This is a genomic window from Lysobacter avium (assembly GCF_015209745.1).
Taxonomy (GTDB): domain Bacteria; phylum Pseudomonadota; class Gammaproteobacteria; order Xanthomonadales; family Xanthomonadaceae; genus Novilysobacter; species Novilysobacter avium.
Window position 1 is genome coordinate 1,119,246 of record NZ_CP063657.1, and the last position, 25,100, is coordinate 1,144,345.

The following is a 25,100-nucleotide window of genomic DNA, read 5'->3' on the forward strand; positions in this document are numbered from 1 at the left end:
CGACCTTAACGCGCGCGATGTGCGCGGAGCGTTAGCGGAGAAAGCTCACCGTCACCGGCCCAGCGGGCGATGCTCCGTCCCTGCACCGGGGGTCAGGAACACCATGGTGGTTGGTACGGACGTTCTTGCGGTGTGCCATACGTTCCGGGGTATGAGCACGTAACCTCCTGGCTCGGTCAGTTGCACGACCCGTTCCTGACCGACCTCCTCCAGCGCTACCGTTGCTGCCCCTGAGAGCAGCATGACCAGCTCTTCGCCTGCCGGATGACGTTCCCACATCGACCACGGCTCGGAGAAGCTGAATGCCGTCATCAGCCTGCCGTTATCGAGCTCCGGGTGTTTTCCGCCTGCGAGTTCCTTCCAGAATGCAGGCGACACGGTGACCATGTCCGCGCGCCCGTCATCGCGGAAGTGGAGATAACTGGTGAGGATGTCGGCAGGCATCAAGGAGCCCTCCACTTGCGATCAAGTCGCGGCGCTCGTCCACGCAAACTATTATCAACCCATGCTCAGGCAGCGTGTCGATGCATGCCCTTGCTAGAGCAGCCGCGTCCCAAGCGGAACGGGCTTATCGGGAACACATAGCGCCACGTTTCCATCCGCGTCGTGGAACCCGGTGACGAGGCACTCGGACATCAACGGCCCGATCTGCTTGCGGGGGAAATTGACGACGGCCACGACCAGGTTCCCTATCAACTCCTCAGGCTGGTAAAGCCCGGTGATCTGGGCGCTGGACTTCCTGACGCCGATCGCCTCGCCAAAGTCGACCTGCAACACGTAGGCCGGCTTGCGTGCTTCTTTGAATGGGTACGCGTCAACGATGCGGCCGACGCGAAGCTCGACCTTGAGGAAATCGTCGAAGGAGATAGGAGGCGTCGGTTCGGTCATGGGTGTTGTGACGCGGATGGGTGTTTGCCGGCGAGGGGGGGTTGGGGATGGTATCGAATGAGCGGTTTTGCATACTGCACGGGTACCAAGCGTGCTCTAACGTGAGATGGGAATCTCCAGGTAGCTGTCTGAATGCCAGGCAATCTCCAGAGGCTCCTCTGCATCGGCGATGGATTCGTCGCTGACGTCGCGGCCGGTGCCGTAGTTGATCTGGTGATACGGATTCAGGTTGACGTCCACCACAACCATCAGCCTACTGCCCGCTTGGAGTTGCCGGCTGACCAACAAGGAACGCTTGATTTCGATCGAGGTCTTTTCGCCGGGCTTCAGCAAGCTCCGATGGCTCATGTTATCCGCGAAACTCGCACGACCGAGATAATAGGAGAGCTGGAGTAGCGTCCCATCGGGCTGGACTTCGTACAGTACTGCGCCGAGATCGACGTCTCGCTTGTTGATGGTGACATTCAGCGCGCCGCTGAACATCCCATTCACTGAAATGGGTTCATCCAACGGTTCGCTGACAAATGCCAGTCCCGTGGACGAGGCTTCCTTGCCCTTTATGGGAGCAGGGTAGTAGTCGTTATGGGAGGCGCCGCGATCTGCGAGGTCCACCACCTGTTCGAGGCTGGCAGACTTTGCCGGCAAGCGGCCTGTCAAGCGGAAACGTTTTTCACCAGCCGGTTCGTTCGTCAGATACAGCTTCAGTATTTCAGTGCTCATGGCGTCCAGTGAGCGTGCGTGCCGCCAGACATTGGCCCCCATGACTTGGTAATTGACGCGGTCCTTGAGCAGAGCAGGCCGTGCGCCGTCGCGCAGCACGTGATCCAGCCATTGGAAGGTGAGCTCCTGCGTATCGAACTGCGCGACCGGATCCAACGTGTAGCCACGAAGCTCGCGCGGCTTCCGGCGGGACTGCGCGCTGAAATGGTCGTATGGGCCCACTATCAGATAATGCTCGCCGTTCTTGTTGTACTTGAGGTGCTCGGTGAGGTAGTGCAGGGCGGAGATCTGCCCATCGTCGTAGTAGCCGGTAATCGACAGCACTGGGATGTCGATGCGCGCGTAGTCCTGCCGGTAGGGTGCCTTCGCCTGCCAGTAAGAGTCGTACGCGGGGTGATCCAGCCATCGCTGCAGCAGCGGATTGGGCGTGCCGTCGACCTTGTCAATCTCGCGGTACGGGCGCCCGCTCGCGTACCATTTGTTATTCAGGGCATCCCACCTGTCGGGATCTCGATACACATCGTTGTCGAGCGACTTGTTGTTGCTGACGTAGAAGCCCCAACCGTAGTTGGCGTTGAGGAAGACGTTGTTCCACATCGGCAACCCGAGCCCGGGCATCGCGGCGACGTACGCCACGATCGTTTTCAGCGCCGGATGGAGCCGCTTGGTAGCCGCCCAGGCCGTGTAACCCGAGTAGCTGCCCCCGTACATGCCGACGTCGCCGTTGCTCCATGGCTGACGACTGGTCCAGTCGATGACGGCGTAGGTGTCGTCCACCTCGTGTTCGTAGGGCTCCACGGGGTCGGGGCTCAAGCGCTTGCCCCGGGTATCGGCGACGACACCGACATATCCATGGGCAGCAGCTGTCTCGGCAGCCTGCCTGTTGCCGGTCTCGTCAGTATATATGGTGAAGAGCAGCGCAGTGGGCAGCGGTCCCTGGGCGCTTCGCGGTCGCACCACGAGGGCCGAAAGCGTTCCGCCATCGGGCGTGTGGATCAGCACGTCGTCGGCTACCTCGTAGCGTTGTTCCTTCTCGGCGGCGATGAGGCCGGGCAACATCGCCTGCGTTTCCACATTCATCTGTTGTGCGAGATAGGCGCGGACGAGCTTTATTGCATCCGCCTCCGACAGGTCATCCTCAGCCGCCCCACTGAGTGCATCCGCCAGGTTCCGCTCATGCACGAAACCGGGCGTCTCGAGCCAGTAGGTGACGTCCGAGGCTTCCAGGTCGCTGAGTCCAGCGAAGGCGGCGCGGAACGCCGCGCCGTAAATATTTTTGAAATCGCCTTCATCGGGCAACATCACTGTCCGGGCAGTTGCATAGATCTCCAGCGCCACCAGTACCGGCTCAGTGCTCGAAGAGCCTTCCGATGGCGTTTCATGGAGCTCGGCGAGCGTAGCCAGGGCGGTTGCGGGATCTGCGGAAACCAGTTGAAGGCGCAGCAGGTTGTCGAGATAGCGTCGGCGGTCATTCTCAACGTAGCTCGTCGTGACCTGCCTGGCGAGCTGCGGCATGACCACCGCAAGCTGGTCGGTATCATCCGGCCTAGTGGGAAGCTTGAGCCCGTATGCAGGCGACTCGGTCGTCCGGATGGGTTCTGAGAGCTGGGGTGGAGGGAGAACGGGCGCCAACGCGCAGCCCGCAAGGAGCAAAAATAATCCTGCCACTGCAAGGTGTCGGGTCACTGGCTTCCCCTGACAGATGTCTGTTTTGGTATGACGCGTTACGGGAATGTCGCACTTGATCAGTACAATTAACCCCCACGGTGATGATGAGATCGGTAGCGCGCAAGTGCCAGTCCATTGACGAGTAGCCAAATGCCTATTGCGACAGCTGCGCCTATGCCCACACGCTGTGCTCCCTCCACCGCGGTTGATGTGACTGCGTCTGGCCCCATGCCGTCGCGAAGGAACCAGATCAGATACAAATTGGATAGCAGCGTGGCTGATGAAATGCAGAGAACTGCAAAAAGGGACGGGTGCGACGCACTAGCTAACGACCACAGGAGCGCAGCTCCGCTCCCTCCTAGCATCCAGGGCATTGCGCCTATCAGAATCTGCATATGTGGTCTAACACCGTAGTTAAGCCGACCCCCAACGCGCAGGCCGGTGGTTGGTGGGAATTGAACCACGAGTCTGCTTGGAGATGGGACTTCGGGACTTCGGCTTGAACGCCCAGTTAGGCGCGCGCCGCAGTTGCTGGGACGATTCATCACGCGACTGTGTTGCCACTGAGGCGCTCGCTCTTGGGACCCGCGAAAGAATCAAACATTTGGCGGTGGGCCCGGTACGACCACTGGTCTTGCCGCTGATAGTAGCCCGTAACCCACGCTTGCAGGTTCTCTAGCATCTGGTCTTGCGCTTCTTTCGACGCGTACTTGTGAGGCTCCCAAGGACGCCTGCGGTTGTGCTCCAAGCACGTCTCAAGGCCCGGATTAAGGAAAACAAGCTCTGTGCAATGGAGGGCCGCAGCTTGAACGAGCTCGCCGTAGCAACCCTCGATGACCCAGCAGCTGTGCTCGGAAAGGAACGCCGCCAAGGACGCGGCAATCGCATCAGGTGGGCGTTGGACTGCGACTTTGCCGGTCTCCCAGACGATGGAATCGAGGTCGAGAAGGGCCAGCTCATGCTGCGCGGCCAACTGCTTAGCCAAGGTGCTTTTGCCAGAGCCGGAATTACCGAAAACGAGAAACCTCATAGCGGCCTAAACACCAGAATTAAGCCGTGCCGCGAAGCGGCATCGGCTTGAATGAATTGTTAGCTTGCAACTCGTGCACGAAACGAAGCACAGAGAGTAGCCATTTGCCCATACTCTGGTGTGCCTCGGAATGTGACATCTCTTAGCCCCTCAAACACCGCGAGGGATAGCTGCTCGACAACTGAGCGAAAGGTCTTAAGGTTGGCGAGCAATGTCTCCAGCGAGTCAAACACCTCCTGGTAAGAGCCGCTACTTAGCCTTTCTCCGTATGTTTCGTTGAAGTGGTGAACTACTTGATTGCGAGTAGCTACCAGATAGGCCAAGTGTTGCTCGAAATCGAGTGAATCAGACGTGGTCGAATCCACAAACCTTCCAGCAAGCTCACCAAGTGTCCGCTTCTTTAGCTTCTCGTGCTTCTTAAGCGATTCGTTAAGGCTTGCATCCTCCGTGCCCATGAATGGCAGAGTGATTTTCAGGTAGCGCTCCGCGTCCTGGCTTACAAGCACGATCGCGCCGATAAGCCTGAGAATCCTTTCATTGTCGGATTGCGATGAGCTGGACATCGCAAGCTAACACCGTAGTTAAGCCGGCCCCAACGCGTTGGGCGGATGCTGATGGAAATGGAACTACGACTCTGCCTGGAAATGGGACTTCGGGGGCTCGGCTTGAACTGCCAGTTAGGTTGCAACGCTAACCGAGAAAAGTCAGCGGTGAAAGACCTTGCTGGAAGCAGCACGAGAAACGGTGCCTGCGTCCGATGAGCTGGAATGCGCGGACTTGCACGGTTGCCGGGTTGAGCCCGAGCAAGAACCCTGCGGCGCAGGCCTACAGATGTGTCCGCTGATCCCGGCGGAGCGGATTAGTCACGTGTTGCGATACCAGAAACTATAGTGATGCGATTCAAGCGGTCGTTACGACATCGAAGTGCCACGAACGATACTTTTTCTGCGACCTAACACCAGAATTAAGCCGCGCCGCGAAGCGGTGTCGGCTTGAATGAATTGTTAGGCCTCAGGCACGCAGCAATGCCGCTCGCAAATTGCGCGGCTGCCTGATCAGCCCCTAGGTCAGTGAAGTATGGCCCACTTGCCTTGACCTTGATGCGTCCGTCGCCTGTTTCTGGCTCGTACCTGATCTGTGTCCGGATGCCAACGATGTTGGACTCATTGAACCGATTGGTCTCAAACAAGCCAGAACTAGCATCCCGTGCCGTGATGAGGTCACTCCATGTTCCGCGCTGGATCTTAAGTATGCGAATAGTGGTCTCCGCACAAGCGAAGATCGCTTCCGAAGACGTGCCGGGTTTAGTGCTAAAGCGGTGGGTGGCGGACGGCTCAATCAGCCCGCAGCCGCCCAGAAGAACCATGAAGAACGCAATGACGGCGAGATGCTTCATATGAGGCCTAACGCTTGAGGTAAGCCGCCCCGGACGAGGAGACTGGGAGTCGAGGATGCCACACCAACCAGACCTTTGAACGGAGCCCGCGGACCGGGGTCGGCTTGACCGAATGGTTAGGCGGCGGACCTTCTGGGGGAGGCGAGGGCAGGCTGCGACAAGCCAGGCGCGGAAGGGTCTCGTGGCGAGGACGCGTTGCCGAGAACTCACGGCGCGCGGTGCTGCCGAGCCCCTGCAAGGTGGTCAGCGGCCATGTCACCGACGCTGCTTGAGATACGGCGAGTGCGACCGTAGTTGCACGTGACTAAGCGCGAACGTGAGCCTGCGATCTGACGCCTAACACCCGAGTTAAGCCGACACGCTTTGTGGCGGCAGTGAGGCAACAAATTACCTTAGAAATTTGCCGCCACGAAGCGTGTTCGGCTTGAACGATTTGTTAGGTATGCGGGCGCAGGCCTCTACAAGCCTCCTTGCAGCAGAATCCGCGCACTCTGACCCGTGCCCCGAACAGTTAAGGACGTCTGCGGAGATAAATCTTTCGTCTTGCTGCTTCAAGACGTAGAACACACGAAACCGATCGTTAGTCGGATAGGCCCGAACGTCGTTAGCGGGCGAGCGAACAAGATAGAACTCGATGTCGAAATCGCCAGAAGTTCGCGCCATGCCAAGCGAGCTGTCCCGACGCACTGCTTGCTCCAATGCGACCGCAAAGTGCTGTGAAATGCTGCTGTGCGAGTCACCGCTTGCAAACTGAACGACGCAGGCACTCGGTGGAGAACCACCAGCACTTGCGAGTGCCGCTGTAAGGACTGTGGCCGCGAGTAGTGTCATGAGCATGCCTAACGCCAGAGTTAAGCCGAACCGCGTAGTGGAGGCAAAGGCATGGCAAGCTTTTTCTGCCATGTCTTTGCTGTAGCGAAGCGGTTTCGGCTTGAACGAATTGTTAGGCCTCACAGCCAGCGTGGGGCCTGCTTACACAGTGCAGCGTACTCGTGCGGGAAGCCAGCGGACAAGTGACGCTCCTCCGGCTGAATCTGGAACCGTGAGATGTAGAGCATGAAGGCTGGGACGGCTACCAGAGCGGCTGCGTTTTGCAAGTAGAGCGCCCAGCCCAGAAGAATCATGGCGTGGCCCAGGTACATCGGATTGCGGGTAAACCGATAGATACCCGATGTGACCAGCTGCGTGGTTGAGCCTGGCCTGAGCGGATTGACCGTGGTGCCAGCATGTTGAAAGGCCAGCTTGGGAAGGACGTTGAGCGCCAAGCCCGCCAATGCGGACGCGATAGCAGCGAAGGTGCGCAAGGGCAGCGCGAACGCGAGAGCAGGTAGAAGCTGGGAAGCACCAAATGCGGCCGCGCCAAGTAGCAACATGACGAACGGCGGCGGTACTTTTGTCTCAAGCCATCGCATAGGTCGGAGTGAGGCCTAACACCGTAGTTAAGCCGACCCCCAACGCGTGGGCCGGACGTTGGCGGAAATAGAGCAATGACTCTGCCTGAAAGTGGGACTTCGGGGGTTCGGCTTGAACGACGAGTTAGGTGCCAAGCAGCGTAGCTGTGATTGCGTGTGCAAGGCCGCTATGCACAAGCCAAACGACAACTGCAATGTTGACGAGTACCGTAACCCAAAAGGCCTGCTGAAACGACGCCTTTACAGTCTTATGGTGGAACTGTTGCTGCGCAATGAGCGCACCAGGCCAGCCACCCAGCAAGTCCGCTAGGTGCAACGTGCTTTCCGGAGTCCGCTGCATGTCTTTGCCAGCAGCAGCCTTGTCCAGCGAATACATGATGTAAGACACGCAGCTAAGCAGCATGTAGCCGACTGTGATCACCGCCGGGACGCGGCCAAAGAGCAAGCCTAGTGTGACCGCGACCAAGAAAATGACACCAAGAGCCAGCCGCGGCAACGGCCTATATGGCTTACGTTGCTGGATCTTCTGACCGGCGTGCCGTGCGTCTGTTGCGGTTGTTCGGCCGCGGGCATCTTTTGCTGCCGCGTATGAGATGAGGTCGCCGTCAACTGGCCTGCGAGACCCGAACTGGAACGCTTTGATATGAACAAAGGCGCGGTCTCCACCGTCATGTGGTGTAACAAAGCCGTAGCCTTTGACTTCGTTCCAGTCGGAAATTCTTCCTACGAATCTCATGGAAAGTCCATTTGGCAGCTAACACCTTATGTCTTGAAGTTGCCCTACGCTGAGCGCCGAGAGCCCGGCATGCGCGCCCGATAACACCTCGGTGTCAGCCCACCGTAATTCAGCAGGGGCCGCATGCCGGATCTCGCGCCCTGCGCCCGAACAGTTGCTCGAGGTGTCCCTCGAACTGATAAGCGTGGGCCTCGGACGCGATGCTCTCGACCCGCCAACTGTATCGGAGAATCGACATGACGGCAGTGGGGATCGACGTCGGAAAGGCGAGCCTTGATCTGGCTGTTAACGGGCAGGCAGCGGTGACCCGCTATCCCAATACCAGGGCGGGGATTACCAAGGCGGTCAAGCGACTGCGAACGCTGAAGGCGACCAGGATCGTGGTGGAAGCCACCGGCGGCTACGAAGAGGCGCTGCTGGAAGCGTGCTGCGATGGTGGTCTGTGGATCGCACGGGTGAACCCGCGGCAGGCACGGGACTTTGCCCGGGCCACCGGTGAATTGGCCAAGACCGATGCCATCGATGCCCGCCTGCTGGCACTGATGGCCGACCTGTTTGCGGATCGTCTGCGTTGCCATGTGGCACTGCCGCTCTGGCAGCGCGAACTGCGGAGCTGGCTGCGTCGACGCAGCCAGGTTGTCATGACATTGCAGGCACAGAAACAACAGTCCGCGATGGCCCCCAGCGAGGTGCGCAAGCTGGTGGCCGGAACCATCGCTGCGCTGGTGCGCGAACAGGCTGCGATCGATGCCGCCATCCGTACTCTGGTTAAAGAACACGCCACACCGGCGGTTCAATCCAGCAAAGGGTTGGGTCCGGTGTTCCAGGCGACCGTGCTCGCCTTGCTTCCCGAACTTGGGCACTTGGATCGCAGGCAGATCGCAAAGCTGGTGGGCGTGGCACCAATGAATCGCGACAGTGGACAAGGTTCCGGCAAACGTCGCATCCGCGGCGGCCGATCCTCGGTGCGAGTCGCGCTGTATATGGCCACGTTGGCGGCGGTGCGCTGGGATCCGATGATGAAAGCGCATTACTTGCAGCTACGGGAGCGCGGCAAGCTGGGCAAGATCGCTCTGGTGGCCTGCATGCGCAAGCTGCTGGGAATCGTCAATGCCAGGCGACGCGACGAGCTGCGAGCGGAGGGGCATGCGATGGTCTGAGCAGCAGGACTGCAAGACAGTTGCTGAGTTAAGCCGAAACGCGTAGTGGAGCCAAATACATGGCAAGCTTTATCTGCCATGTATTTGGTGGAACGAAGCGGTTTCGGCTTGAAGGAATTGTTAGGGCGCGTAGCGAGGACTGCCACCGCCCTGGAGCCATTTTAAGGGAAAGAAACACATGAGGGACATTGCTGCAGCCAGACCGAGCATTGCGCCCATTTTTGCAAGAAACGACCAGTGATCAGTTGGGTATGGTTCTCCGGCCTTGAGCGCGGCAAGCAGAAATACCGAGGCCCAAGTGACTGACAGGAGCCAAACAAATCCGCAATGCCGGGATACAGCAGGCACCGCAAGCGCCGTACGATATTGGAGCGAGCCAACGGCACCACCGAGTGATGCTGCAAATAAGGCCCACTCAAGCGTGCCAGAAAGGGACCAAGACACAATGACCGTGGTTGCAACCACAGTAAGCGCCAGAGCGAATGCAGTGATTGTTGCGGCACGTAGCCAAAAACGAAAATTGATTGACTGTGAACTCATATCAGCGCCCTAACACCTAAGTTAAGCCGAATTGCAGCGCGTAGCCGGCCACATGGCAAGCTCTTTCTGCCATGTGGCTGGTGTAGCGATGCAATTTCGGCTTGAACGCATTGTTAGGCCGCGTCGTCTTGTTTGGAGTGCCTTGGCCGCTTGCTCTTCGTAGCAAGGCGAAATGCCATGTAAGCAACGATCAACGCGAGCAGAATTAAGACGCACAAAATGCCAGGAAGAAGCCACACCGGTGAGCCGTCAAACGCCCCAACGATGCGAGGCCCGACCAAAGTTCCGGTCAGTGATCCCACAAGCGCGAACGTGAAAAACATTAGCGCCTTACGAGGCGTCAATCTGCGAGTAGTAGCCATCTCTATCTCGAAGTTGTTTTTGAGGCCTAACACCTAAGTTAAGCCGACCCGCGTAGTGGAGTGGACCAAGTGGCAAGCTTTACCTGCCGCCTGGGCCGCGTAACGAAGCGGGTTCGGCTTGAACGCATTGTTAGGCCGCGCCGCCCGACAGCCTGCCCCAAGACTGCCGAAGGCCCACAAGGTGGACGATTCCGATCAGCAGGCAGATTGAGGAGCTTACGACCCAGAACGTCATGCTGTTTCCCGGGAAGTACGCCATGACCGGCACAAATGCGACGCCCCGGACGACGTAGATGGCCGTGATTGCGGAGAGGATAGTACGCCGCAACGGCAGCTTGCGAATCACGCCGGCACCGGACAGCGCGTAAGCGCTCCAAACGGCAAGAACGCCGGCAATGGCCAGGGTAACGACAGTGGGATACCAGTGGCCGGCTAAATGCAGCTGTGCCATTCGCTCTCCGGCGCCCAAGAGCCGAAACAGCGGAGCGCCCATTGCCAGACACGCCAGATGCAGCAGCGCAGCGAATCCGCTGAGCGCCGCGCCGACTGCCAGAAGGTTGTTGGTTGGACTGGCCATGTAGCTCCCAGGCGGCCTAACACCTAAGTTAAGCCGAGCTGCGCAGTGGAGCCAACCACATGGCAAGTTGTACCTGCCATGTGGTTGGTGGAACGAAGCGGCTTCGGCTTGAACGCATGGTTAGGGCGCGATGCGGGAGATTTGTGCGTCGAGGTCCTCCCGAGCTTCAAGCGCCTTATGGACGAGGCGCTCAACTGCCTCGATCTTTCTGCGGTTAAGTTCGACATCTCCGGGATCGTGGCTTTTGAAGTCCAATGCCTTTCTCAATTCTTCTAGCAGATCATCTGATTCAGATGCACGGGCATTGCGAAGGGCAGTTAGCCCCGCGAACTCCTCGGAATGTAATCTCCTTGCCCGGTTTGCAATGGCGGTTCCGATAAGCGCACCGCTCATGGCGCCACAAATCAAATTAGTCAGCTCTACCAAATGGCGAAGAATCGGATCGTTGGCTGTAACGCCTATGGAGTTAAGCCACTCTGCCGATTGCGAAAATCCGTAGGCTACGATGATCGTTAGAGTTCCGACTGCAAACATACGCCATGGTCGTGCATGACTCTTCGCATCCGCTGCTAGATAGATTGCGAGCCCGACGTTGACGGCAAAAAGCGCTACAAACACGATTCCGTACATTTCCTAGCCCCTAACACCTAAGTTAAGCCGAATTGCAACGAGTAGCCGGGCACATAGCAAGCTTCTTCTGCCATGTGGCTGGTGTAGCGATGCAATTTCGGCTTGAACGCATTGTTAGATGCTCAGGCCGGCGGAAGTGAGATCAAGTAGTCTGTACTCGCACTTTCCGACACCCCATTGAAATAGTGGAGAAAATGTACAGAGCTGGCACTTTGCGACCCACTAACAAGCACCCGCTTGACGGGCGCCGTGAGTTGCTTGGCTCACTGTGTATTTGTCGCCTGCACTTGACGAAAGTTGCTCTATGAGGCCTTTGCAAGAGAAGCCCTGCATGCTCAAGTACTGCCGCGCAGACCGAACTGCCTGTTCGTTCCAATCAACTGTCAGGCTATCCACCGCAGTGGTTGCATCCGCGACAATATAACCATCCCCATAATCGGATGAGAGTTGCTCAATAAGTCCGTCACGCGAAAATCCTTGAAAGCTCAGGTACTGGTTGGCGGATCTAATCGCGTTGTCACGTGGTCCAGTCAGGCCATCGGCTCCCACACTACCTAGGTCTTGCATGGATTGAAGGAACTGGGCTTGGCGATCTTCTTCTGCATGATCTGCCTTGCCAGAACTGTAAATCATGCCAACCAAGAGAGCGGCCAACGCAAGGATCAGAATCCTTGACCCCGTGACAACATGCTTAAGCTGTCTTCCACAATGCGGACATTTGGACGCCGACGTGGAAACAGTCTTTCCGCAGTCTTTACATTTCTCAGTGCCCATGCACTCCCCCTAGCATCTAACGCCGCGCTCCGCGGCAAATTTGGAGCGCAGCGGAAAATTTGTCCGACAGCAGCGCTTTGTTAGCTCTTGATGCTACTTATAGTCGGTCGACTTATAGTATTCATTTGTCCAGAATTTCCTAATGAGCATAACACACACTTTTGGCCTCCGAGTTCGGCACTTCAGAAAGAGCAAGGGCATATCTCAAGAAGAGCTTGCAGATATTTGCGGCTTGCATCGGACGTATATCGGCTCCGTTGAGCGCGGCGAACGGAACATAACCCTAAAAAATGCTGAATTAATAGCGCAGGCACTTGATGAGCCGCTGGCCGCTTTTTTCCTTGGAACAGATAATGAGCATTGAAGATAATTTAGATACAGTTTTAGCAAAGTACCACGCATCTTTCACAGCAAAGGTTTACTCCGATGAGAATGATGATCACGACATTCTCATGGATGCATTTGGCATTACACCACAATTAAAACGCGAAAACCGGCAATACTGGGGTAGAGAGTTAGGGAAGTGCTGGGAATCACTTGTGATAGAAGTCTGTAAAAATTCTCCGTCATTTCAGCCCGCCTTACGAATTGGTGCCGATGAACCCTGCGACCTACGTGTAGACGGCTATGCTATTGATACAAAATACAGGGTTGGTTCCGGCGATTCAGGCACCCTCAAAAAATTCAAACAATATGGCCCATTGCTGAGAGAGCAGGGCTATGAACCTGTCTTCCTCTTCTTAAGAGAAGACAATCTGGCCGCCGCAATGACTGCTTGCAGAATCGGAGGTTGGACGATCCACATTGGCAAGCAATCATTCGAATTTATAAAAAATGTATCCGGATTTGATTTACAGGAATACCTAGTTAAAAAAGCGCAAGGCTTTTTGGTAAATCGCTAGACTCCAAGAGCCTTCTTTCTATTATATCTATATAGGAAGGCTCAACCTCAATGCCTATATAGTTTATTCCGTAGTTTTTTGCAGCCACAAGCGTTGTGCCTGACCCAGCAAACGGATCGATAACAATAGAGCCCTTTGTTCTTGGTACAAAAATATCAACCAACTTATTCATTAGATCGAGTGGTTTGACCGTGCAGTGGACATTGTAGTCAGAGTTTTTATCACGCTTAATATTTTCTAAAATATTTGATTGAAACCCACCATCTGGCATTTTTGTATAAAACAACCCAGTTCCATATTCAAGCAACGTTTCAGTGTAGTTATTTTTTAATGGCTTTTGCAGAACGCAAATAGCTTCCCATTCACTGCGCAAACAACTGTGCCAACCATCAAGCTCTTCAGGATTTTGGTGCCCAAGCTTCTCAAGTTTTTTTTGCATATTTATCCCTTTAGGGATACCACTGGAGCGCCTATAAACGACTATGTCTCTAGCATAAAAGCCAGCTCTCTCAAGCGCTACCTGTACATGCGCTACAGTTCTCGTACTGTTAAAAACTAGAACAGTTCCCCCAGGCTTACATACTCGAAACAGTTCTGTTGCCCACTGAAAGCACCAGTCTTCATATTCGAGAATGTTCTCACGATTTCTTTTATACCAACGATCATTCCTTACTCCCCCAGCTAGACCGCTACCGTAAGGGATATTTTTCACTAGTGTTTTACTATCTTTAATCCTCTCTTTACGCCTTTGTATTTCAGAGTCATCCCACTTGTGACCAATGAATTCGTAATTGTAGGGAGGATCAGTAATACATGCAGATACATAATTATCGGGGAGCTCTTTCAGCACTTCCCGACAGTCGCCGTTGAAAATTTTGTTCAAGAATTGATCAGACATAAGCACCTCGAAATTGCTACTTATAGTAGTCATTTATCTATTCGAGTGCAACTAGTACTTTCCGTAAATTTCCAGGCCGCCTGAGAGCTAACACCTGTTCGACACCAGATTGGTGCCTATTCCCTGTGTCTAATCCCGAAGTCCGGGTCTTTTTTTGAGTGGCTGCACCCGATAAATCAGTGGGTTACCCCAACGCGAGGTGCATAACACTTGTGTCTAATCCCGGCTCAGCCCTAGACGTCGTTCCCCGGCCGAAATATCGCATTACGTCCGCTCGAGCGCAATCGCGCCCGCGCTGTGTCCGCTTGGCTGCGCTGGAGCGACCATCCCTTTCCCCAAAGGCACGAAAAAACCGGCACATGGCCGGCTTTTGCTTTCTGCCTTGCAGCGCGTGGCTGGCAAGTGGTCGGGGAGACAGGATTCGAACCTGCGACTTCTACGTCCCGAACGTAGCGCTCTACCAGGCTGAGCTACACCCCGACTGCAGAGCCGGTGATTGTAAGCACCGTCACCGGACTGCGCAAGGGCCCGGGTGCCGCGCCCGGGCCGGCATGGAGGGGGCCGGGCCGCTAAACTGTGCACCATCTATCGCGACGTTCTGTCACTGGAGTCCTGCTTGATCAAGCCGCGTACGCCTCCCGGGATCATGGAGCTGCTGCCCCGTGACCAGATTGCCTTCCAGCGCATGCTCGACGTCATCCGCCGCAACTACGAGCGCTTCGGCTTCCTGCCGGTGGAGACGCCGGTCATGGAGCTGTCGGACGTGCTGCTGACCAAGTCCGGTGGCGAGACCGAGCGTCAGGTCTATTTCGTCCAGTCCACCGGCGCGCTCGAGAAGGCTGCCGTCGGCGGGGAGGGCGTTCCTGAGCTGGCGCTGCGTTTCGACCTGACGGTGCCGCTGGCGCGATACGTCGCCGAGCACGAGCACGATCTGACGTTCCCGTTCCGCCGTTACCAGATGCAGCGGGTGTATCGCGGCGAGCGCGCGCAGCGCGGGCGGTTCCGCGAGTTCTACCAGTGCGACATCGACGTGATCGGCAAGGATGCGCTGTCGGTGCGCTACGACGCCGAGATCCCCGCCGTCATCCACGCGGTGTTTTCCGAGCTGGCGATCGGCAGGTTCACCATCCAGTTGAACAACCGCAAGCTGCTGCGTGGCTTCTTCGAGGCCCAGGGCGTCGCCGATGGCGAGCTGCAGGCGCGGGTGTTGCGCGAGGTCGACAAGATCGACAAGCGCGGTCCCGACTATGTGCGGGAGACGCTGACAGGTCCGGACTTCGGCCTGCCTGCAGCGGCCGTCGACAACATCCTGACCTTCGTCCAGGTTCGCTCGAGCTCGCACGCCGACGCGCTGGCGCAGCTGGATGCGCTGGGCGAGCGCAACGAGGCGCTGCGCGAGGGCATCACCGAGCTGCGTGAGGTGCTGGCGCTGGTCCGGGCGATGGGCGTTCCCGAGTCCGACTACGCGCTCAATTTCTCCATCGCGCGCGGCCTCGATTACTACACCGGCACCGTTTACGAGACCACGCTGGATGACTACCCCCAGATCGGGTCGATCTGTTCCGGCGGCCGCTATGAGGATCTCGCCAGCCACTACACCAAGTCGAAACTGCCGGGTGTCGGCATTTCCATCGGTCTGACCCGGCTGTTCTGGCAGCTGCGCGAGGCCGGCCTGGTGGAGACCGCCGCCAGCTCGGTGCAGGTGCTGGTGACGCAGATGGACAGCGGCTCGCTGCCGGACTGCCTGGCGATCGCCAACGACCTGCGCCATGCCGGCATCAACACCGAGGTGGTGATGGAGGCGTCCAGGCTGGCGCGCCAGTTCAAGTACGCCGACCGCGCCGGCATCCGCTTCGTGGTCGTGCTGGGCGAGGACGAGATGGCCAAGGGCACGGTGACGGTCAAGGACCTGCGCCGCGCCGATCAGTTCGAGGTCGAGCGGGGGGAGTTGGCGCGCGCGTTGCGGGTCGAGCTGGCCCAGCCGGAGGTGCAGCGATGAAGCCGGTCCGTCTTGACGGGCGCTCGCTGACCCGCGGCGGGCTGGTCGCGGTTGCCCATGGCGCCCACGTCGAACTTGCCGCCGAGCAGTTGCCCGCCGTCGCCCGCGCCGCCGATTTCCTCGCCGAGCAGGTGCGCCGCGAGGAGCCCATCTACGGCGTGTCCACCGGCTTTGGCAGCAACGCCGACCGCCTGCTGGGTGCGCATCGCGTGCGCGAGGCGCTTCCAGGCGAAGAGCCGACCGGCGAGAGCCTGCACGCGGAACTGCAGCGCAACCTGATCGTCACCCACGCCGTCTGCGTGGGCGAACCGTTCCCGGCCGACGTGGTGCGGGCGATGCTGTGCATCCGCATCAACACGCTGATGCGTGGTCACTCCGGCGTCCGGGTGGAGACCCTGCAGGCGCTGGTGGCGATGCTCAACGCAGGCATCGTGCCGGTGGTGCCGCAGCTGGGTTCCGTCGGTGCCTCGGGCGACCTCGCGCCGTTGTCGCATCTCGCCATCGTGCTGCTGGGCGGTGGCGAGGCGTTCTATCAGGGCGAGCGCATCAGCGGCGCCGAAGCGCTGGAACGCGCAGGCCTGGCGCCGGTCACCCTGTCCTACAAGGAAGGCCTGGCACTGAACAACGGCACCGCGCAGATGCTCGCCTGCGGCGTGCTGGCGCTGTCCAGACTGGAGGACCTGCTGGATACGGCCGACCTCGCCGCGGCGATGACCATCGATGCGTTCGCCGGCCGGTTGGGCGCGTTTGCCGGGAAGGTCCACGAGTTGCGGCCGCATCCCGGTCAGGTCGAAGTCGCTGCGCACCTGCGCAAGCTGCTGGAAGGTTCCACCCTGTCGGATATTCCCTATCACCTGGTCCCGACGTTCAAGCCGTGGACGGCGCAGAGCTGGGAGACGCCGGAGGCGCAGGCGCTGCGATTCGACATCGGCTGGAACTGGGTTCCGCTGGACCAGCGCCACGGGCGCGAGAAGTTCTACACCCGCTTTCGTCCGTTCAAGGGCGGCAAGAAGCACCAGCCGCAGGACAGCTACTCGCTGCGCTGCATCCCGCAGGTGCACGGCGCGGTCCGCGACGCGGTCGCGCAGGCCGCCCGCGTGCTGGACATCGAACTCAACGCGCTGACCGACAACCCGATCATCTTCCCCGACGCCGATGCCGAGCACGTCGAGCAGCAGGTGATTTCCGCTGGCCACTTCCACGGCATGCCGCTGGCGCTGGCGATGAGCTACGTCAAGGCCGCCATCCCGGTGCTGGCGAGCATCTCCGAGCGCCGCCTCAACAAGCTGGTCGACCCCGCCACCAACGACGGCCTGCCGGCCTTCCTGATCGGCAACGAGGACGCTACCGAGTCGGGCTTCATGATCGTGCAGTACACCGCCGCGGCGATCGTCAACGATCTCACCAGCCGCGCGATGCCGGCCTCGGTGTATTCCATCCCCACCAGCGCCAATGCCGAGGACCACGTATCCATGGGCGCCAACGAGGCGCGGCACGTGCTGGCGATGGCCGATGACCTGGGCAAGGTGCTGGGCCTGGAGTTGTACACCGCCGCCCAGGCGCTGGACCTGCGCACCGACATGATCAACGCCGCCCGCGAGCTGGCCCGGCAGGGCGACGTGGAAGCGCTGGCGGCGAAAATCCAGGGCGCCCCGCGCAATGCCGAAGACCATGCGGCGTTCCTGGCCGAGGTGGATGCCCTGCGCGGAGAGCTGGCGGAGGCGGAGGCCTTCCATCCAGGCGACGCGGTGGCCGCGGCGCATGCCGCGATCCGGACGCGGATCCCGTTCCTGGAGCGCGACCGCGCCCTGGATCGCGATGTCGCGGCTGCGGTGCAACTGGTCGTGGACGGCGACGTGCTGGCGGCTGCGCGCAGCAGCTGAACCGCGTCAGATGGCGGGCGTCGGCTGGTCGACGTCCCAGCGCACGCAATTGCGCCCTTCCGCTTTCGCCCGGTACAGCGCGTCGTCGGCCTGTTGCAGGGCGGCGGCGACCTGGGTGCTGCCGTCCAGGTCCAACTGGTGCACGCCGATGCTGGCGGTGAGGTGGATCGTCAAGCCGGCCGTTTCGCACGGCGCTTGATCCAGCCCGCGGCGCAGACCCTCGGCGACGCGCATGGCTGCCTCGCGGTCCTTGCCGGGCAGGGCGACGACGAACTCCTCACCGCCGAATCGCGCGAACAGCGCACTGTGCTCGCGCAAGGCCTGGCCGAGCACGTGCGAGCTGAAACGCAGGCACTCGTCGCCGACCAGGTGGCCATGCTGGTCGTTGATCTCCTTGAAGTGGTCCAGGTCGATCATCAGCAGTGAGAGCGGCTGGTGCAAACGGTGCGCCTCGGTCATCAACTGCTGGAACCGGTCCATGAAATGCGCGCGTGTGTGCAGGCCGGTGAGGCTGTCGCGCTGGCTGGATTCACGCAGGCGGGCGTGCGCGTGGCCGAGTTGGTCCAGCGCCAGGCGAAGCTCGGAGGTGCGCTGCTCGACCTTCTGCGCCAGTTCTTCCCGACCCGCGCGGATGATCCGCTCGTTCTCGTGCCGCAGCGCCGAGTAGCGATAACTGAGCGCGATGGACAGCAGCAGCATCTCGGTCGCCGAGCCGATCTGCACGCCGTATTCGGTGATGAAGGTTTTCGGCAACACCCCAAACGCCAGCGCGGCGAACATTCCCGTGCCAAGGAGGAACAATCCCCAGGCGAGCAGGAAGATGCGCCCCGGCTTGTAGCCGCGCGCGGTCACCACGATCGACTCAATGGCGATCCAGGCGATGCTGACGAACACGGCGGCCGAGGCGACCGGCGTCGCTATGCGGTAAGGGAGCCAGATGGACGCGATTCCCCAGGCCACAAAGAACGCGATCATCGCCAGGCCGATCAGGTCCCCGAGCCGCCAACGCGTGCGCAACTCCAGGAAGTAGCGGGCGAATTGCTGCATGCCAACCTGGGCCAGGCAGATCGACAGCGGCACGGCCTTGTCGGCCAGCCACGGTGATTTCGGCCACAGGTATTCAAAGCCCAGGCCGTTGAGCGTGAACAGCACCAGCCCGAACGCGGAGATGTGCAGCAGGTACCAGAAGTAGCTGGGGTCCCGCAGCCGCAGCCACAGCACCAGGTTGTAGAAAAACAGCGCGAGCAGGATGCCGTAGTACAGGCCGATGCCGAACTGGGCGTCGCGCGACACCTCGGCGAACGCGCCCGGGGTGTACAGCCACAGCGGTACCTGCATCGAACTCTGGCTGCTGATGCGCACCAGCAGGTCCACCGGCGGCCCGGGTGGCACGTTGATCCAGAAATTCGGCGTGCGATAGCGGATGCTGCGTGCCTCGAAGGGCAGGGCGTCCCCGCCGACGTGGGTGTCGACGCGGCCATCGGCATGCAGCGTGTGCACCTCGATGTGGTCGCTCAGGGCGTATTTCTGCACCAGCAGCCAGCGGGGCTCCCGCGCGTTGGAGTTGACCATGCGCGTGTGGAACCAGAGCGCGCCGGGCTGGAAGCCAAAGGCGGTCTTGTTGCCCGGCAGCGGTACGAATCCGCCGGAATCCAGCACCTTGCGTGCGGCGGCGAGGTCGTCCTGGCCTTCCAGATCGTGATAGACGCTGACGTAGGGCGTGAGCTCAAGGCGCGAGGTCTGGATGTCGAGCTGCAGGACGGGGCGGGTCTCGACGGGATCGATGGTGGCAGTGGGAGCCGCATGCAAAGCCACGGACACGCTCGCGAGTGCCAGCCACGCCAGCACGCCGCCCCATCCCGACAGCCTCCTGCCCTTCATCGGATATCCCCGTTTCTGCCTTTGCGATCTCCTGCTCGCCGACCCGCACGCGTGCCGCGACTGCGACAGGCGGTGCCTGTCCCCAACAGAATCCTACCCCTGCAACACCCTTGACGGAACAAGGGACGTGCAATAACGTAATAGCACGTTATTACATTGTTACAACCCACATGAAGCAACAAGCAAGCAATTCGCACGATCCGGCAGACGACCTCGACGCACTTTCCGACGCGCTTGTCGCCCTGCAAAGCCGCGACGACGTGCGCGCCTTTCTGCTCGATCTGTGCACCCCGGCGGAGCTTGAAGCCATGACCGGGCGCTGGCGGGTCGTTCCGCTGTTGTTGCAGGGCATCCCGTATCGCGAGATCCATTCGCGCACGCAGGTCAGCGTCACCACCATCGGGCGGGTGGCCCGGACCATCGATCATGGCGCCGGCGGCTATGCCGCGGCGATCCGCCATATCGAGCCGGAGTTGCATCCAGGCGGCGCCTGAGCTCCCCTCCGCTCCACCCTCGCTGTCTCGCTCCTCCCCCCATTTCGTCACTGCGTTGCTGCCCACGGGCACGATGCACGCTTCCGGATTTCCCCATGACCCCACCCGTTCCCGCCGGCCGCGACCGCCTGCGTATCGCCATCCAGAAAAACGGCCGCCTCGCCGAGCCCGCGCGGGCCTTGCTTGCCTCCTGCGGCATGAGCTGGCGGGAAAGCCGTGACCGGCTGTTCTGCTACGGCGAATCGCTGCCGGTGGACCTGCTTCTGGTCCGCGACGACGACATTCCCGGACTGATCGCCGACGGCGTCTGCGACCTGGGCATCGTCGGGCGCAACGTGATGGCCGAGCAGGACGGCGCCCGGCGCGCCTCCGGGGCAGCGCCGGCATTCAGGGAATGGCGCGCGCTGGGTTTTGGCGACTGCCACCTGGCGCTGGCGATCCCCGAAGGCGAGGCGTGGGAGTCTCCGGCGCAGCTGGCGGGCAAGCGCATCGCGACCAGTTATCCGGCGCTCCTGTCTGAGTGGCTGGCGCGTGAGGGCGTCCAGGCCGAGGTGGTGCTGCTGTCCGGTTCGGTGGAGATCGCGCCGCGGCTCGGGCAGGCCGACGCGATCTGCGACCTGGTTTCCAGCGGCGCGACCCTGGCGGCGAACCAGTTGAAGCCGGTGGTCACGCTGTTCGAGAGCGAGGCGGTGCTTGCCGGCCCGATGCAGGATCTGGACGCAGCGCGCGGCGAGTTGGTGGAGCTGTTGCTGCGCCGTCTGGACGGCGCGCTGCGGATCCGCAACAGCAAGCTGCTGCTGTTCCAGGCCAGGCGTGAAAGCCTGCCGGAGCTGCTGCCGTTGCTGCCCGATGCCGAGGCGCCCACCGTCATGCAGGTCGACGGCGCGGATCGTTTGGCGTTGCAGGCCCTGTGCCACGGCCACCTCACCTGGCAGCGGCTGGAGGACCTCAAGCGCGCCGGCGCCATGGGCTTGATGGTGTTGCCAGTGGAAGGAATGCTGGCATGAGCCGCGCATCCATCGCGGCGATCGGGCCGCAGAACCGTCTGCAGTGGGACGCGCTGGACCCGGCGGCGCGCGCGAACGCGCTGCGGCGGCCGGCGCAGGCCGATGGCGCGAAAACGGCAGCCGCGGTGACGGCGTTGATCGAGGAAGTCCGCGTCGGTGGCGACGCGGCACTTCGAGCGCTGACCGCCCGTTTTGATGGCGTTGACATCGACACCCTCGCGGTCTCCGCGGAAGAGTTTGCGAAGGCGCAAGCGGAAACCGCGCCGGCCTTGCGTAATGCCATCGTCGAGGCAGCGGCCCGGATCGAGCAGTTCCACGCGGCCGGCATGACCCAGCCGTATGCGGTGGATACCGCGCAGGGCGTGCGCTGCGAGCGGATGCTGCGGCCGATCCAGCGGGTCGGGCTCTACGTGCCGGCGGGCTCCGCGCCGCTGCCATCCACCGCGCTGATGCTGGGCATCCCCGCGCGGCTGGCCGGTTGCCGCGATGTCGTGCTGTGCACGCCGCCGCGTCCCGACGGCAGCGTGGATCCGGCCGTGCTGGTGGCGGCGGCAACCTGCGGCATCGACCGGGTGTTCAAGCTCGGCGGCGTGCAGGCCATCGCCGCGATGGCGCTGGGAACCGAAAGCGTGCCGGCGTGCGACAAGCTCTTCGGTCCGGGCAATGCCTATGTGACCGAAGCCAAGCGCCAGGTCGCGCAGTTGGAGCGGGGCGTGGGTATCGACATGCCGGCAGGACCGTCGGAGGTATTGGTCATCGCCGATGCCGGCGCGAACCCGGAATTCGTCGCCGCCGACCTGCTGTCCCAGGCCGAGCACGGCCCGGATTCGCAGGTGATCCTCATCAGCGATGACGACGGTCTGATCGAGCGCGTCATTGCGCAGATCGAGGCGCAGCTGCTGGAGCTGCCACGGGTCGAGACCGCGCGCCGGGCACTGCAGTCGGCGCGGATGATCCAGGTGGTGACGCTGGAGGACGCCTTCGCGATCAGCAACGCGTACGCGCCTGAGCACCTGATCCTCGCCCTGCGCGACGCCCGCCGCTGGCTGCCGTCGGTGAGCGTTGCGGGCTCGGTGTTTCTCGGCGACTGGGCACCCGAGGCGCTGGGCGATTACTGCAGCGGCACCAACCACGTCCTGCCCACCAGCGGCGCGGCCCGGTTCGTCGGTGGGCTCAACGTCGCCAGCTTCCAGCTCGCGATCACGGTGCAGGAAGTGGACCGGCAGGGCCTGCGCGCGATCGGTCCCTGCGCGGTCGAACTGGCCAGCGCGGAGGGTCTGGATGCCCACCGCCTGGCCGTCTCGCGCCGCTTGGATGCGGCATGAGCGCGTCCGCCGTGAAAGCCGACCCGATGCGGCTGGTGCGCGAGGACCTCGCCGGATTTGCCGGTTACGCGTCGGCCCGAACCGCCGCGTTGGACGGGGACACCTGGCTCAACGCCAACGAATCCCCTTCGCCCAATGCCGCCGATACCGATGGCGCGCTGCGTCGCTATCCCGATCCGCAACCCGGTGCGCTGCGCACGCTGCTGGCGGGGCTGTACGGGTGCGACGCCGACCGCCTGCTGGTCGGGCGCGGCAGTGATGAGGCCATCGACCTGCTCGTCCGCGCGCTGTGCCGGCCCGGCGCCGACGCGGTGCTGGTCACCCCGCCGACCTTCGGGATGTACGCCGTGAGTGCTCGCTTGCACGGCACCGCGGTGATCGAGGTTCCGCTGCTGGACAACGAAGCGCCGGATCGCCCGATCGGGTTTGAAGCCGATTTCGCGGCGATCGAGCGTGCGGCAACCGCGGGTCCGGTCAAGATCGTTTTCCTCTGCTCGCCGGGCAATCCGACCGGCTCTGCGCTGCCGCTGGAGCGCATCGAGACGCTGGCGCGGGCGTTGCAGGACCGCGCACTGGTCGTGGTCGACGAGGCGTACGGGGAATTCAGCGAGGTCGCCTCGGCGGCGTCCCTGATCGACCGTCAACCCAATATCGCCGTGCTGCGGACGCTGTCCAAGGCGCACGCACTGGCTGGTGCGCGGATCGGCAGCGTGATCGCCGACGCCGGCCTGATCGCGGTGCTCCGTCGCTGCCAGGCGCCGTATCCCTTGCCAACGCCGTGCATCGATTTTGCCTGCCGGTCGCTGTCGGCCGAGGCGATCGCGCGCACAGATGCGGGCGTCGCCCAGGTCCTCGCCGAGCGCGAGCGCCTGCACGCGGCGCTGACCGACAGCGCAGCCGTCCGGCGGGTGTATCCGTCGCAGGCCAACTTCCTGCTGGTGCGGTTCCACGAGCCCGACGCCGCGATGGCGCGCCTGCTTGCCGCCGGCATCGTCGTCCGCGATCAACGCGCCGCCAGCGGACTTGGCGATGCGCTGCGGATCACCGTCGGTACCCGTGACCAGAACAACCGCGTCATCGACGCCATCAACACTTTGGAGCGCACGCAATGAGTGGTCTGACCCCGATCCTGTTCGTGGATCGTGACGGCACCCTGATCGAGGAGCCGCACGATTTCCAGCTCGACAGCCTGTGCAAGCTGCGCTTCGTCCGCGACGTCGTGCCGGCGATGCTGAAGCTGCGCGACGCCGGCTATGAGTTCGTGATGGTCACCAACCAGGACGGCCTGGGCACCGACGCATTCCCGCAGGAGGCGTTCGACGGTCCGCAGCAGCTGATGATGCAGATCCTCGAGAGCCAGGGCATCACCTTCCGCGAGGTGCTGATCGACACCAGTTGGCCGGCCGACAACGCGCCCACGCGCAAGCCGGGAATCGGCTTGGCCCTGCACCTGCTGAAGGACCGCGGAATCGACTGGAAACGCTCGGCGATGGTCGGCGACCGTGAAACCGACAACGGCTTCGCCCACAACATGGGCATCCGCGGGTTCCAGCTGCGTACCGAGCGGTTCGGCGGTGAGTGGGACTGGCCCGGCATCGCCCATGAGCTGGCCGATGCGCCACGCCGCGCGGTGGTCACCCGCGACACCCGCGAGACCCGCGTCCGGGTCGAGGTCGACCTGGACCGCGTCGCCGAGCCGCAGGTCTCGACCGGCCTGGGGTTCTTCGACCACATGCTCGAGCAGATCGGCAAGCACGGCGGTTTCGCGCTGCAGCTGGAGTGCGAGGGTGACCTGCACGTGGACGAGCACCACACCATCGAGGACAGCGCGCTGGCGCTCGGCCAGGCGCTGCGTGAGGCCCTGGGCGACAAGCGCGGCATCGGCCGCTACGGATTCACCCTGCCGATGGACGAGACGCTGGCCAGCGCCGCGCTGGATTTCTCGGGTCGGCCGTATTTCGTGTTCGACGGCGAGTTTCAGCGCGAGATGATCGGCGACATGCCGACCGAACTGGTGCCGCATTTCTTCCGATCCCTGTGCGAAGGCGGACGGATCAACCTCAACCTGTCGGTCCACGGCGACAACGACCACCACAAGGTCGAGGCGGGGTTCAAGGCGGTCGCGCGCACCCTGCGCCAGGCGATCCGGCGCGAAGGCCGGGAACTGCCGAGCACCAAGGGAACACTGTGAGCGCAACGGTTCTGGTCGATGCAGGCGGTGCCAACCTGGGATCGGTGCGCTACGCGCTCGAGCGCTTGGGCGCGGACGTCCGGGTCAGCCGCGACCCGCAGGAAATTGCGACGGCAGAACGGGTGATCCTGCCCGGCGTCGGCGCCGCGGCATCCGGCATGGCCCGACTGCGCGAGCGCGATCTGATTGGCGTATTGCGCGGGCTGACCCAGCCGGTACTGGGTATCTGCCTAGGGATGCAGCTGCTGTACGAGGGCTCGGAGGAGGGCGATGTCGAGTGTCTCGGGCCGATTCCGGGCACGGTGCGGAAACTGGCCGCATCGCCTGCCACCGTCGGCAGTCCCGCCATCCGGGTGCCGCACATGGGCTGGAATACCCTGCAGTTTTCCCAGGCTGATCCGCTGCTGGAAGGCATCGCGGACGGCGCGCATGTGTATTTCGTCCACAGCTACGCCGCGCCGGTCGACGAGCGGACGCTGGCGACGTGCGAACACGGCAGCACGTTCTCCGCGGTGGTGCGCAGCGGCAACCGCTACGGGGCGCAGTTCCATCCCGAGCGCTCGTCAACGGTGGGCATGCGACTGCTCGCCAACTTCCTGACGATCACTACGTGAGCGGGCGCGCGCG

25 protein-coding genes and 1 tRNA gene are annotated in these 25,100 nt (G+C 61.5%); 11 read left to right on the forward strand and 15 right to left on the reverse strand.

Going from position 1 to position 25,100, the window contains the following annotated elements:
- Positions 1–51: 51 nt before the first annotated feature.
- The 8 genes from INQ42_RS05125 to INQ42_RS05160 form a co-directional block, all read right to left on the reverse strand.
- Complete coding sequence (locus tag INQ42_RS05125; protein WP_194035422.1) at positions 52–444, reverse strand: cupin domain-containing protein; 393 nt, start codon at positions 442–444, stop codon at positions 52–54.
- 93 nt (positions 445–537) lie between these two features.
- Positions 538–888, reverse strand: a complete 351-nt coding sequence (locus INQ42_RS05130; protein ID WP_194035423.1) for a tRNA-binding protein — start codon at positions 886–888, stop codon at positions 538–540.
- Positions 889–984: 96 nt separating this feature from the next.
- Positions 985–3,123, reverse strand: coding sequence for a CocE/NonD family hydrolase (locus INQ42_RS05135; protein ID WP_228064440.1), 2,139 nt, complete (start codon positions 3,121–3,123; stop codon positions 985–987).
- Positions 3,124–3,820: 697 nt separating this feature from the next.
- Positions 3,821–4,306 carry a P-loop NTPase family protein gene (locus INQ42_RS05140; RefSeq protein WP_194035424.1) on the reverse strand — a complete coding sequence of 162 codons (486 nt, stop codon included), beginning with the start codon at positions 4,304–4,306 and terminating at the stop codon, positions 3,821–3,823.
- 59 nt (positions 4,307–4,365) lie between these two features.
- Positions 4,366–4,869, reverse strand: coding sequence for a hypothetical protein (locus INQ42_RS05145; RefSeq protein ID WP_194035425.1), 504 nt, complete (start codon positions 4,867–4,869; stop codon positions 4,366–4,368).
- A 401-nt stretch (positions 4,870–5,270) separates the two neighbouring features.
- Positions 5,271–5,702, reverse strand: coding sequence for a hypothetical protein (locus INQ42_RS05150; RefSeq protein ID WP_194035426.1), 432 nt, complete (start codon positions 5,700–5,702; stop codon positions 5,271–5,273).
- Positions 5,703–6,652: 950 nt separating this feature from the next.
- The gene (locus INQ42_RS05155) at positions 6,653–7,114 is read right to left on the reverse strand and encodes a methyltransferase family protein (protein WP_194035427.1); all 462 of its coding nucleotides are present in this window, start codon (positions 7,112–7,114) and stop codon (positions 6,653–6,655) included.
- Positions 7,115–7,238: 124 nt separating this feature from the next.
- Positions 7,239–7,850 carry a DUF1294 domain-containing protein gene (locus tag INQ42_RS05160; RefSeq protein WP_194035428.1) on the reverse strand — a complete coding sequence of 204 codons (612 nt, stop codon included), beginning with the start codon at positions 7,848–7,850 and terminating at the stop codon, positions 7,239–7,241.
- Positions 7,851–8,050: 200 nt separating this feature from the next.
- Here INQ42_RS05160 and INQ42_RS05165 point away from each other — a divergent pair, with 200 nt between their 5' ends.
- Positions 8,051–9,010, forward strand: coding sequence for an IS110 family RNA-guided transposase (locus INQ42_RS05165; RefSeq protein WP_194035429.1), 960 nt, complete (start codon positions 8,051–8,053; stop codon positions 9,008–9,010).
- Between the two features lie 120 nt (positions 9,011–9,130).
- On the opposite strand, the gene INQ42_RS12890 is transcribed toward INQ42_RS05165, so the two are convergent.
- The 4 genes from INQ42_RS12890 to INQ42_RS05180 all read right to left on the reverse strand — a co-directional run bounded on the left by INQ42_RS12890 (position 9,131) and on the right by INQ42_RS05180 (position 11,773).
- The gene (locus tag INQ42_RS12890; RefSeq protein ID WP_228064395.1) at positions 9,131–9,550 is read right to left on the reverse strand and encodes a hypothetical protein; all 420 of its coding nucleotides are present in this window, start codon (positions 9,548–9,550) and stop codon (positions 9,131–9,133) included.
- Between the two features lie 492 nt (positions 9,551–10,042).
- Complete coding sequence (locus INQ42_RS05170) at positions 10,043–10,489, reverse strand: hypothetical protein (protein ID WP_194035430.1); 447 nt, start codon at positions 10,487–10,489, stop codon at positions 10,043–10,045.
- Between the two features lie 120 nt (positions 10,490–10,609).
- Positions 10,610–11,119: a hypothetical protein gene (locus tag INQ42_RS05175; RefSeq protein WP_194035431.1), complete on the reverse strand. Its 510-nt coding sequence runs from the start codon at positions 11,117–11,119 to the stop codon at positions 10,610–10,612.
- Positions 11,120–11,341: 222 nt separating this feature from the next.
- A complete protein-coding gene (locus INQ42_RS05180) occupies positions 11,342–11,773 on the reverse strand; it encodes an Ltp family lipoprotein (RefSeq protein ID WP_228064441.1) in 432 nt (143 codons plus the stop codon).
- Between the two features lie 262 nt (positions 11,774–12,035).
- On the opposite strand from INQ42_RS05180, the gene INQ42_RS05185 reads away from it, so the two are divergent.
- Both INQ42_RS05185 and INQ42_RS05190 read left to right on the forward strand, forming a co-directional pair.
- Positions 12,036–12,257 carry a helix-turn-helix domain-containing protein gene (locus INQ42_RS05185; RefSeq protein ID WP_194035432.1) on the forward strand — a complete coding sequence of 74 codons (222 nt, stop codon included), beginning with the start codon at positions 12,036–12,038 and terminating at the stop codon, positions 12,255–12,257.
- Positions 12,247–12,795, forward strand: coding sequence for a restriction endonuclease (locus tag INQ42_RS05190; RefSeq protein WP_194035433.1), 549 nt, complete (start codon positions 12,247–12,249; stop codon positions 12,793–12,795). The genes INQ42_RS05185 and INQ42_RS05190 overlap by 11 nt, the downstream gene beginning before the upstream one ends.
- Here the strand turns inward: INQ42_RS05190 and INQ42_RS05195 are convergent.
- Together INQ42_RS05195 and INQ42_RS05200 are read right to left on the reverse strand one after the other, a co-directional pair.
- On the reverse strand, positions 12,761–13,678 hold the full coding sequence (locus INQ42_RS05195) for a DNA-methyltransferase (protein ID WP_228064442.1): 918 nt from the start codon (positions 13,676–13,678) through the stop codon (positions 12,761–12,763). The genes INQ42_RS05190 and INQ42_RS05195 overlap by 35 nt on opposite strands.
- A 418-nt stretch (positions 13,679–14,096) precedes the next feature.
- Positions 14,097–14,173 (reverse strand) — tRNA-Pro (locus INQ42_RS05200).
- Between the two features lie 136 nt (positions 14,174–14,309).
- On the opposite strand from INQ42_RS05200, the gene hisS reads away from it, so the two are divergent.
- Entirely contained in the window at positions 14,310–15,692 is a 1,383-nt protein-coding gene (gene hisS, locus INQ42_RS05205) for a histidine--tRNA ligase (protein ID WP_194035435.1), read from the forward strand.
- Positions 15,689–17,575: an HAL/PAL/TAL family ammonia-lyase gene (locus INQ42_RS05210; protein WP_194035436.1), complete on the forward strand. Its 1,887-nt coding sequence runs from the start codon at positions 15,689–15,691 to the stop codon at positions 17,573–17,575. The genes hisS and INQ42_RS05210 overlap by 4 nt, the downstream gene beginning before the upstream one ends.
- Before the next feature lie 6 nt (positions 17,576–17,581).
- Here INQ42_RS05210 and INQ42_RS05215 read toward each other — a convergent pair whose 3' ends face one another.
- Positions 17,582–19,456, reverse strand: coding sequence for a sensor domain-containing diguanylate cyclase (locus INQ42_RS05215; protein ID WP_194035437.1), 1,875 nt, complete (start codon positions 19,454–19,456; stop codon positions 17,582–17,584).
- 170 nt (positions 19,457–19,626) lie between these two features.
- Between INQ42_RS05215 and INQ42_RS05220 the strand changes: the two genes are divergently transcribed.
- The 6 genes from INQ42_RS05220 (at position 19,627) to hisH (ending at position 25,087) form a co-directional block, all read left to right on the forward strand.
- On the forward strand, positions 19,627–19,950 hold the full coding sequence (locus tag INQ42_RS05220) for a YerC/YecD family TrpR-related protein (protein WP_194035438.1): 324 nt from the start codon (positions 19,627–19,629) through the stop codon (positions 19,948–19,950).
- Positions 19,951–20,045: 95 nt separating this feature from the next.
- Positions 20,046–20,957, forward strand: a complete 912-nt coding sequence (gene hisG / locus INQ42_RS05225; RefSeq protein ID WP_194035439.1) for an ATP phosphoribosyltransferase — start codon at positions 20,046–20,048, stop codon at positions 20,955–20,957.
- The gene (gene hisD / locus INQ42_RS05230; RefSeq protein ID WP_194035440.1) at positions 20,954–22,282 is read left to right on the forward strand and encodes a histidinol dehydrogenase; all 1,329 of its coding nucleotides are present in this window, start codon (positions 20,954–20,956) and stop codon (positions 22,280–22,282) included. The genes hisG and hisD overlap by 4 nt, the downstream gene beginning before the upstream one ends.
- On the forward strand, positions 22,279–23,394 hold the full coding sequence (hisC, locus tag INQ42_RS05235; RefSeq protein WP_194035441.1) for a histidinol-phosphate transaminase: 1,116 nt from the start codon (positions 22,279–22,281) through the stop codon (positions 23,392–23,394). Before hisD ends, hisC begins: the two co-directional genes overlap by 4 nt.
- Positions 23,395–23,399: 5 nt before the next feature.
- On the forward strand, positions 23,400–24,473 hold the full coding sequence (gene hisB, locus INQ42_RS05240; RefSeq protein ID WP_194035770.1) for a bifunctional histidinol-phosphatase/imidazoleglycerol-phosphate dehydratase HisB: 1,074 nt from the start codon (positions 23,400–23,402) through the stop codon (positions 24,471–24,473).
- Positions 24,470–25,087 carry an imidazole glycerol phosphate synthase subunit HisH gene (gene hisH, locus INQ42_RS05245; RefSeq protein WP_194035442.1) on the forward strand — a complete coding sequence of 206 codons (618 nt, stop codon included), beginning with the start codon at positions 24,470–24,472 and terminating at the stop codon, positions 25,085–25,087. The genes hisB and hisH overlap by 4 nt, the downstream gene beginning before the upstream one ends.
- The last annotated feature ends 13 nt before the right edge of the window (positions 25,088–25,100 follow it).

Excerpts from the sequence above, each read along its gene's own strand:
- INQ42_RS05125 (WP_194035422.1), bottom strand. The coding sequence starts at position 444 with ATGCCTGCCGACATCCTCACCAGTTATCTCCACTTCCGCGATGACGGG.
- INQ42_RS05130 (WP_194035423.1), bottom strand. The coding sequence starts at position 888 with ATGACCGAACCGACGCCTCCTATCTCCTTCGACGATTTCCTCAAGGTC.
- INQ42_RS05135 (WP_228064440.1), bottom strand. The coding sequence starts at position 3,123 with ATGCCGCAGCTCGCCAGGCAGGTCACGACGAGCTACGTTGAGAATGAC.
- INQ42_RS05140 (WP_194035424.1), bottom strand. The coding sequence starts at position 4,306 with ATGAGGTTTCTCGTTTTCGGTAATTCCGGCTCTGGCAAAAGCACCTTG.
- INQ42_RS05145 (WP_194035425.1), bottom strand. The coding sequence starts at position 4,869 with ATGTCCAGCTCATCGCAATCCGACAATGAAAGGATTCTCAGGCTTATC.
- INQ42_RS05150 (WP_194035426.1), bottom strand. The coding sequence starts at position 5,702 with ATGAAGCATCTCGCCGTCATTGCGTTCTTCATGGTTCTTCTGGGCGGC.
- INQ42_RS05155 (WP_194035427.1), bottom strand. The coding sequence starts at position 7,114 with ATGCGATGGCTTGAGACAAAAGTACCGCCGCCGTTCGTCATGTTGCTA.
- INQ42_RS05160 (WP_194035428.1), bottom strand. The coding sequence starts at position 7,850 with ATGAGATTCGTAGGAAGAATTTCCGACTGGAACGAAGTCAAAGGCTAC.
- INQ42_RS05165 (WP_194035429.1), top strand. The coding sequence starts at position 8,051 with ATGCTCTCGACCCGCCAACTGTATCGGAGAATCGACATGACGGCAGTG.
- INQ42_RS12890 (WP_228064395.1), bottom strand. The coding sequence starts at position 9,550 with ATGAGTTCACAGTCAATCAATTTTCGTTTTTGGCTACGTGCCGCAACA.
- INQ42_RS05170 (WP_194035430.1), bottom strand. The coding sequence starts at position 10,489 with ATGGCCAGTCCAACCAACAACCTTCTGGCAGTCGGCGCGGCGCTCAGC.
- INQ42_RS05175 (WP_194035431.1), bottom strand. The coding sequence starts at position 11,119 with ATGTACGGAATCGTGTTTGTAGCGCTTTTTGCCGTCAACGTCGGGCTC.
- INQ42_RS05185 (WP_194035432.1), top strand. The coding sequence starts at position 12,036 with ATGAGCATAACACACACTTTTGGCCTCCGAGTTCGGCACTTCAGAAAG.
- INQ42_RS05190 (WP_194035433.1), top strand. The coding sequence starts at position 12,247 with ATGAGCATTGAAGATAATTTAGATACAGTTTTAGCAAAGTACCACGCA.
- INQ42_RS05210 (WP_194035436.1), top strand. The coding sequence starts at position 15,689 with ATGAAGCCGGTCCGTCTTGACGGGCGCTCGCTGACCCGCGGCGGGCTG.
- INQ42_RS05215 (WP_194035437.1), bottom strand. The coding sequence starts at position 19,456 with ATGAAGGGCAGGAGGCTGTCGGGATGGGGCGGCGTGCTGGCGTGGCTG.
- INQ42_RS05220 (WP_194035438.1), top strand. The coding sequence starts at position 19,627 with ATGAAGCAACAAGCAAGCAATTCGCACGATCCGGCAGACGACCTCGAC.
- hisG (WP_194035439.1), top strand. The coding sequence starts at position 20,046 with ATGACCCCACCCGTTCCCGCCGGCCGCGACCGCCTGCGTATCGCCATC.
- hisD (WP_194035440.1), top strand. The coding sequence starts at position 20,954 with ATGAGCCGCGCATCCATCGCGGCGATCGGGCCGCAGAACCGTCTGCAG.
- hisC (WP_194035441.1), top strand. The coding sequence starts at position 22,279 with ATGAGCGCGTCCGCCGTGAAAGCCGACCCGATGCGGCTGGTGCGCGAG.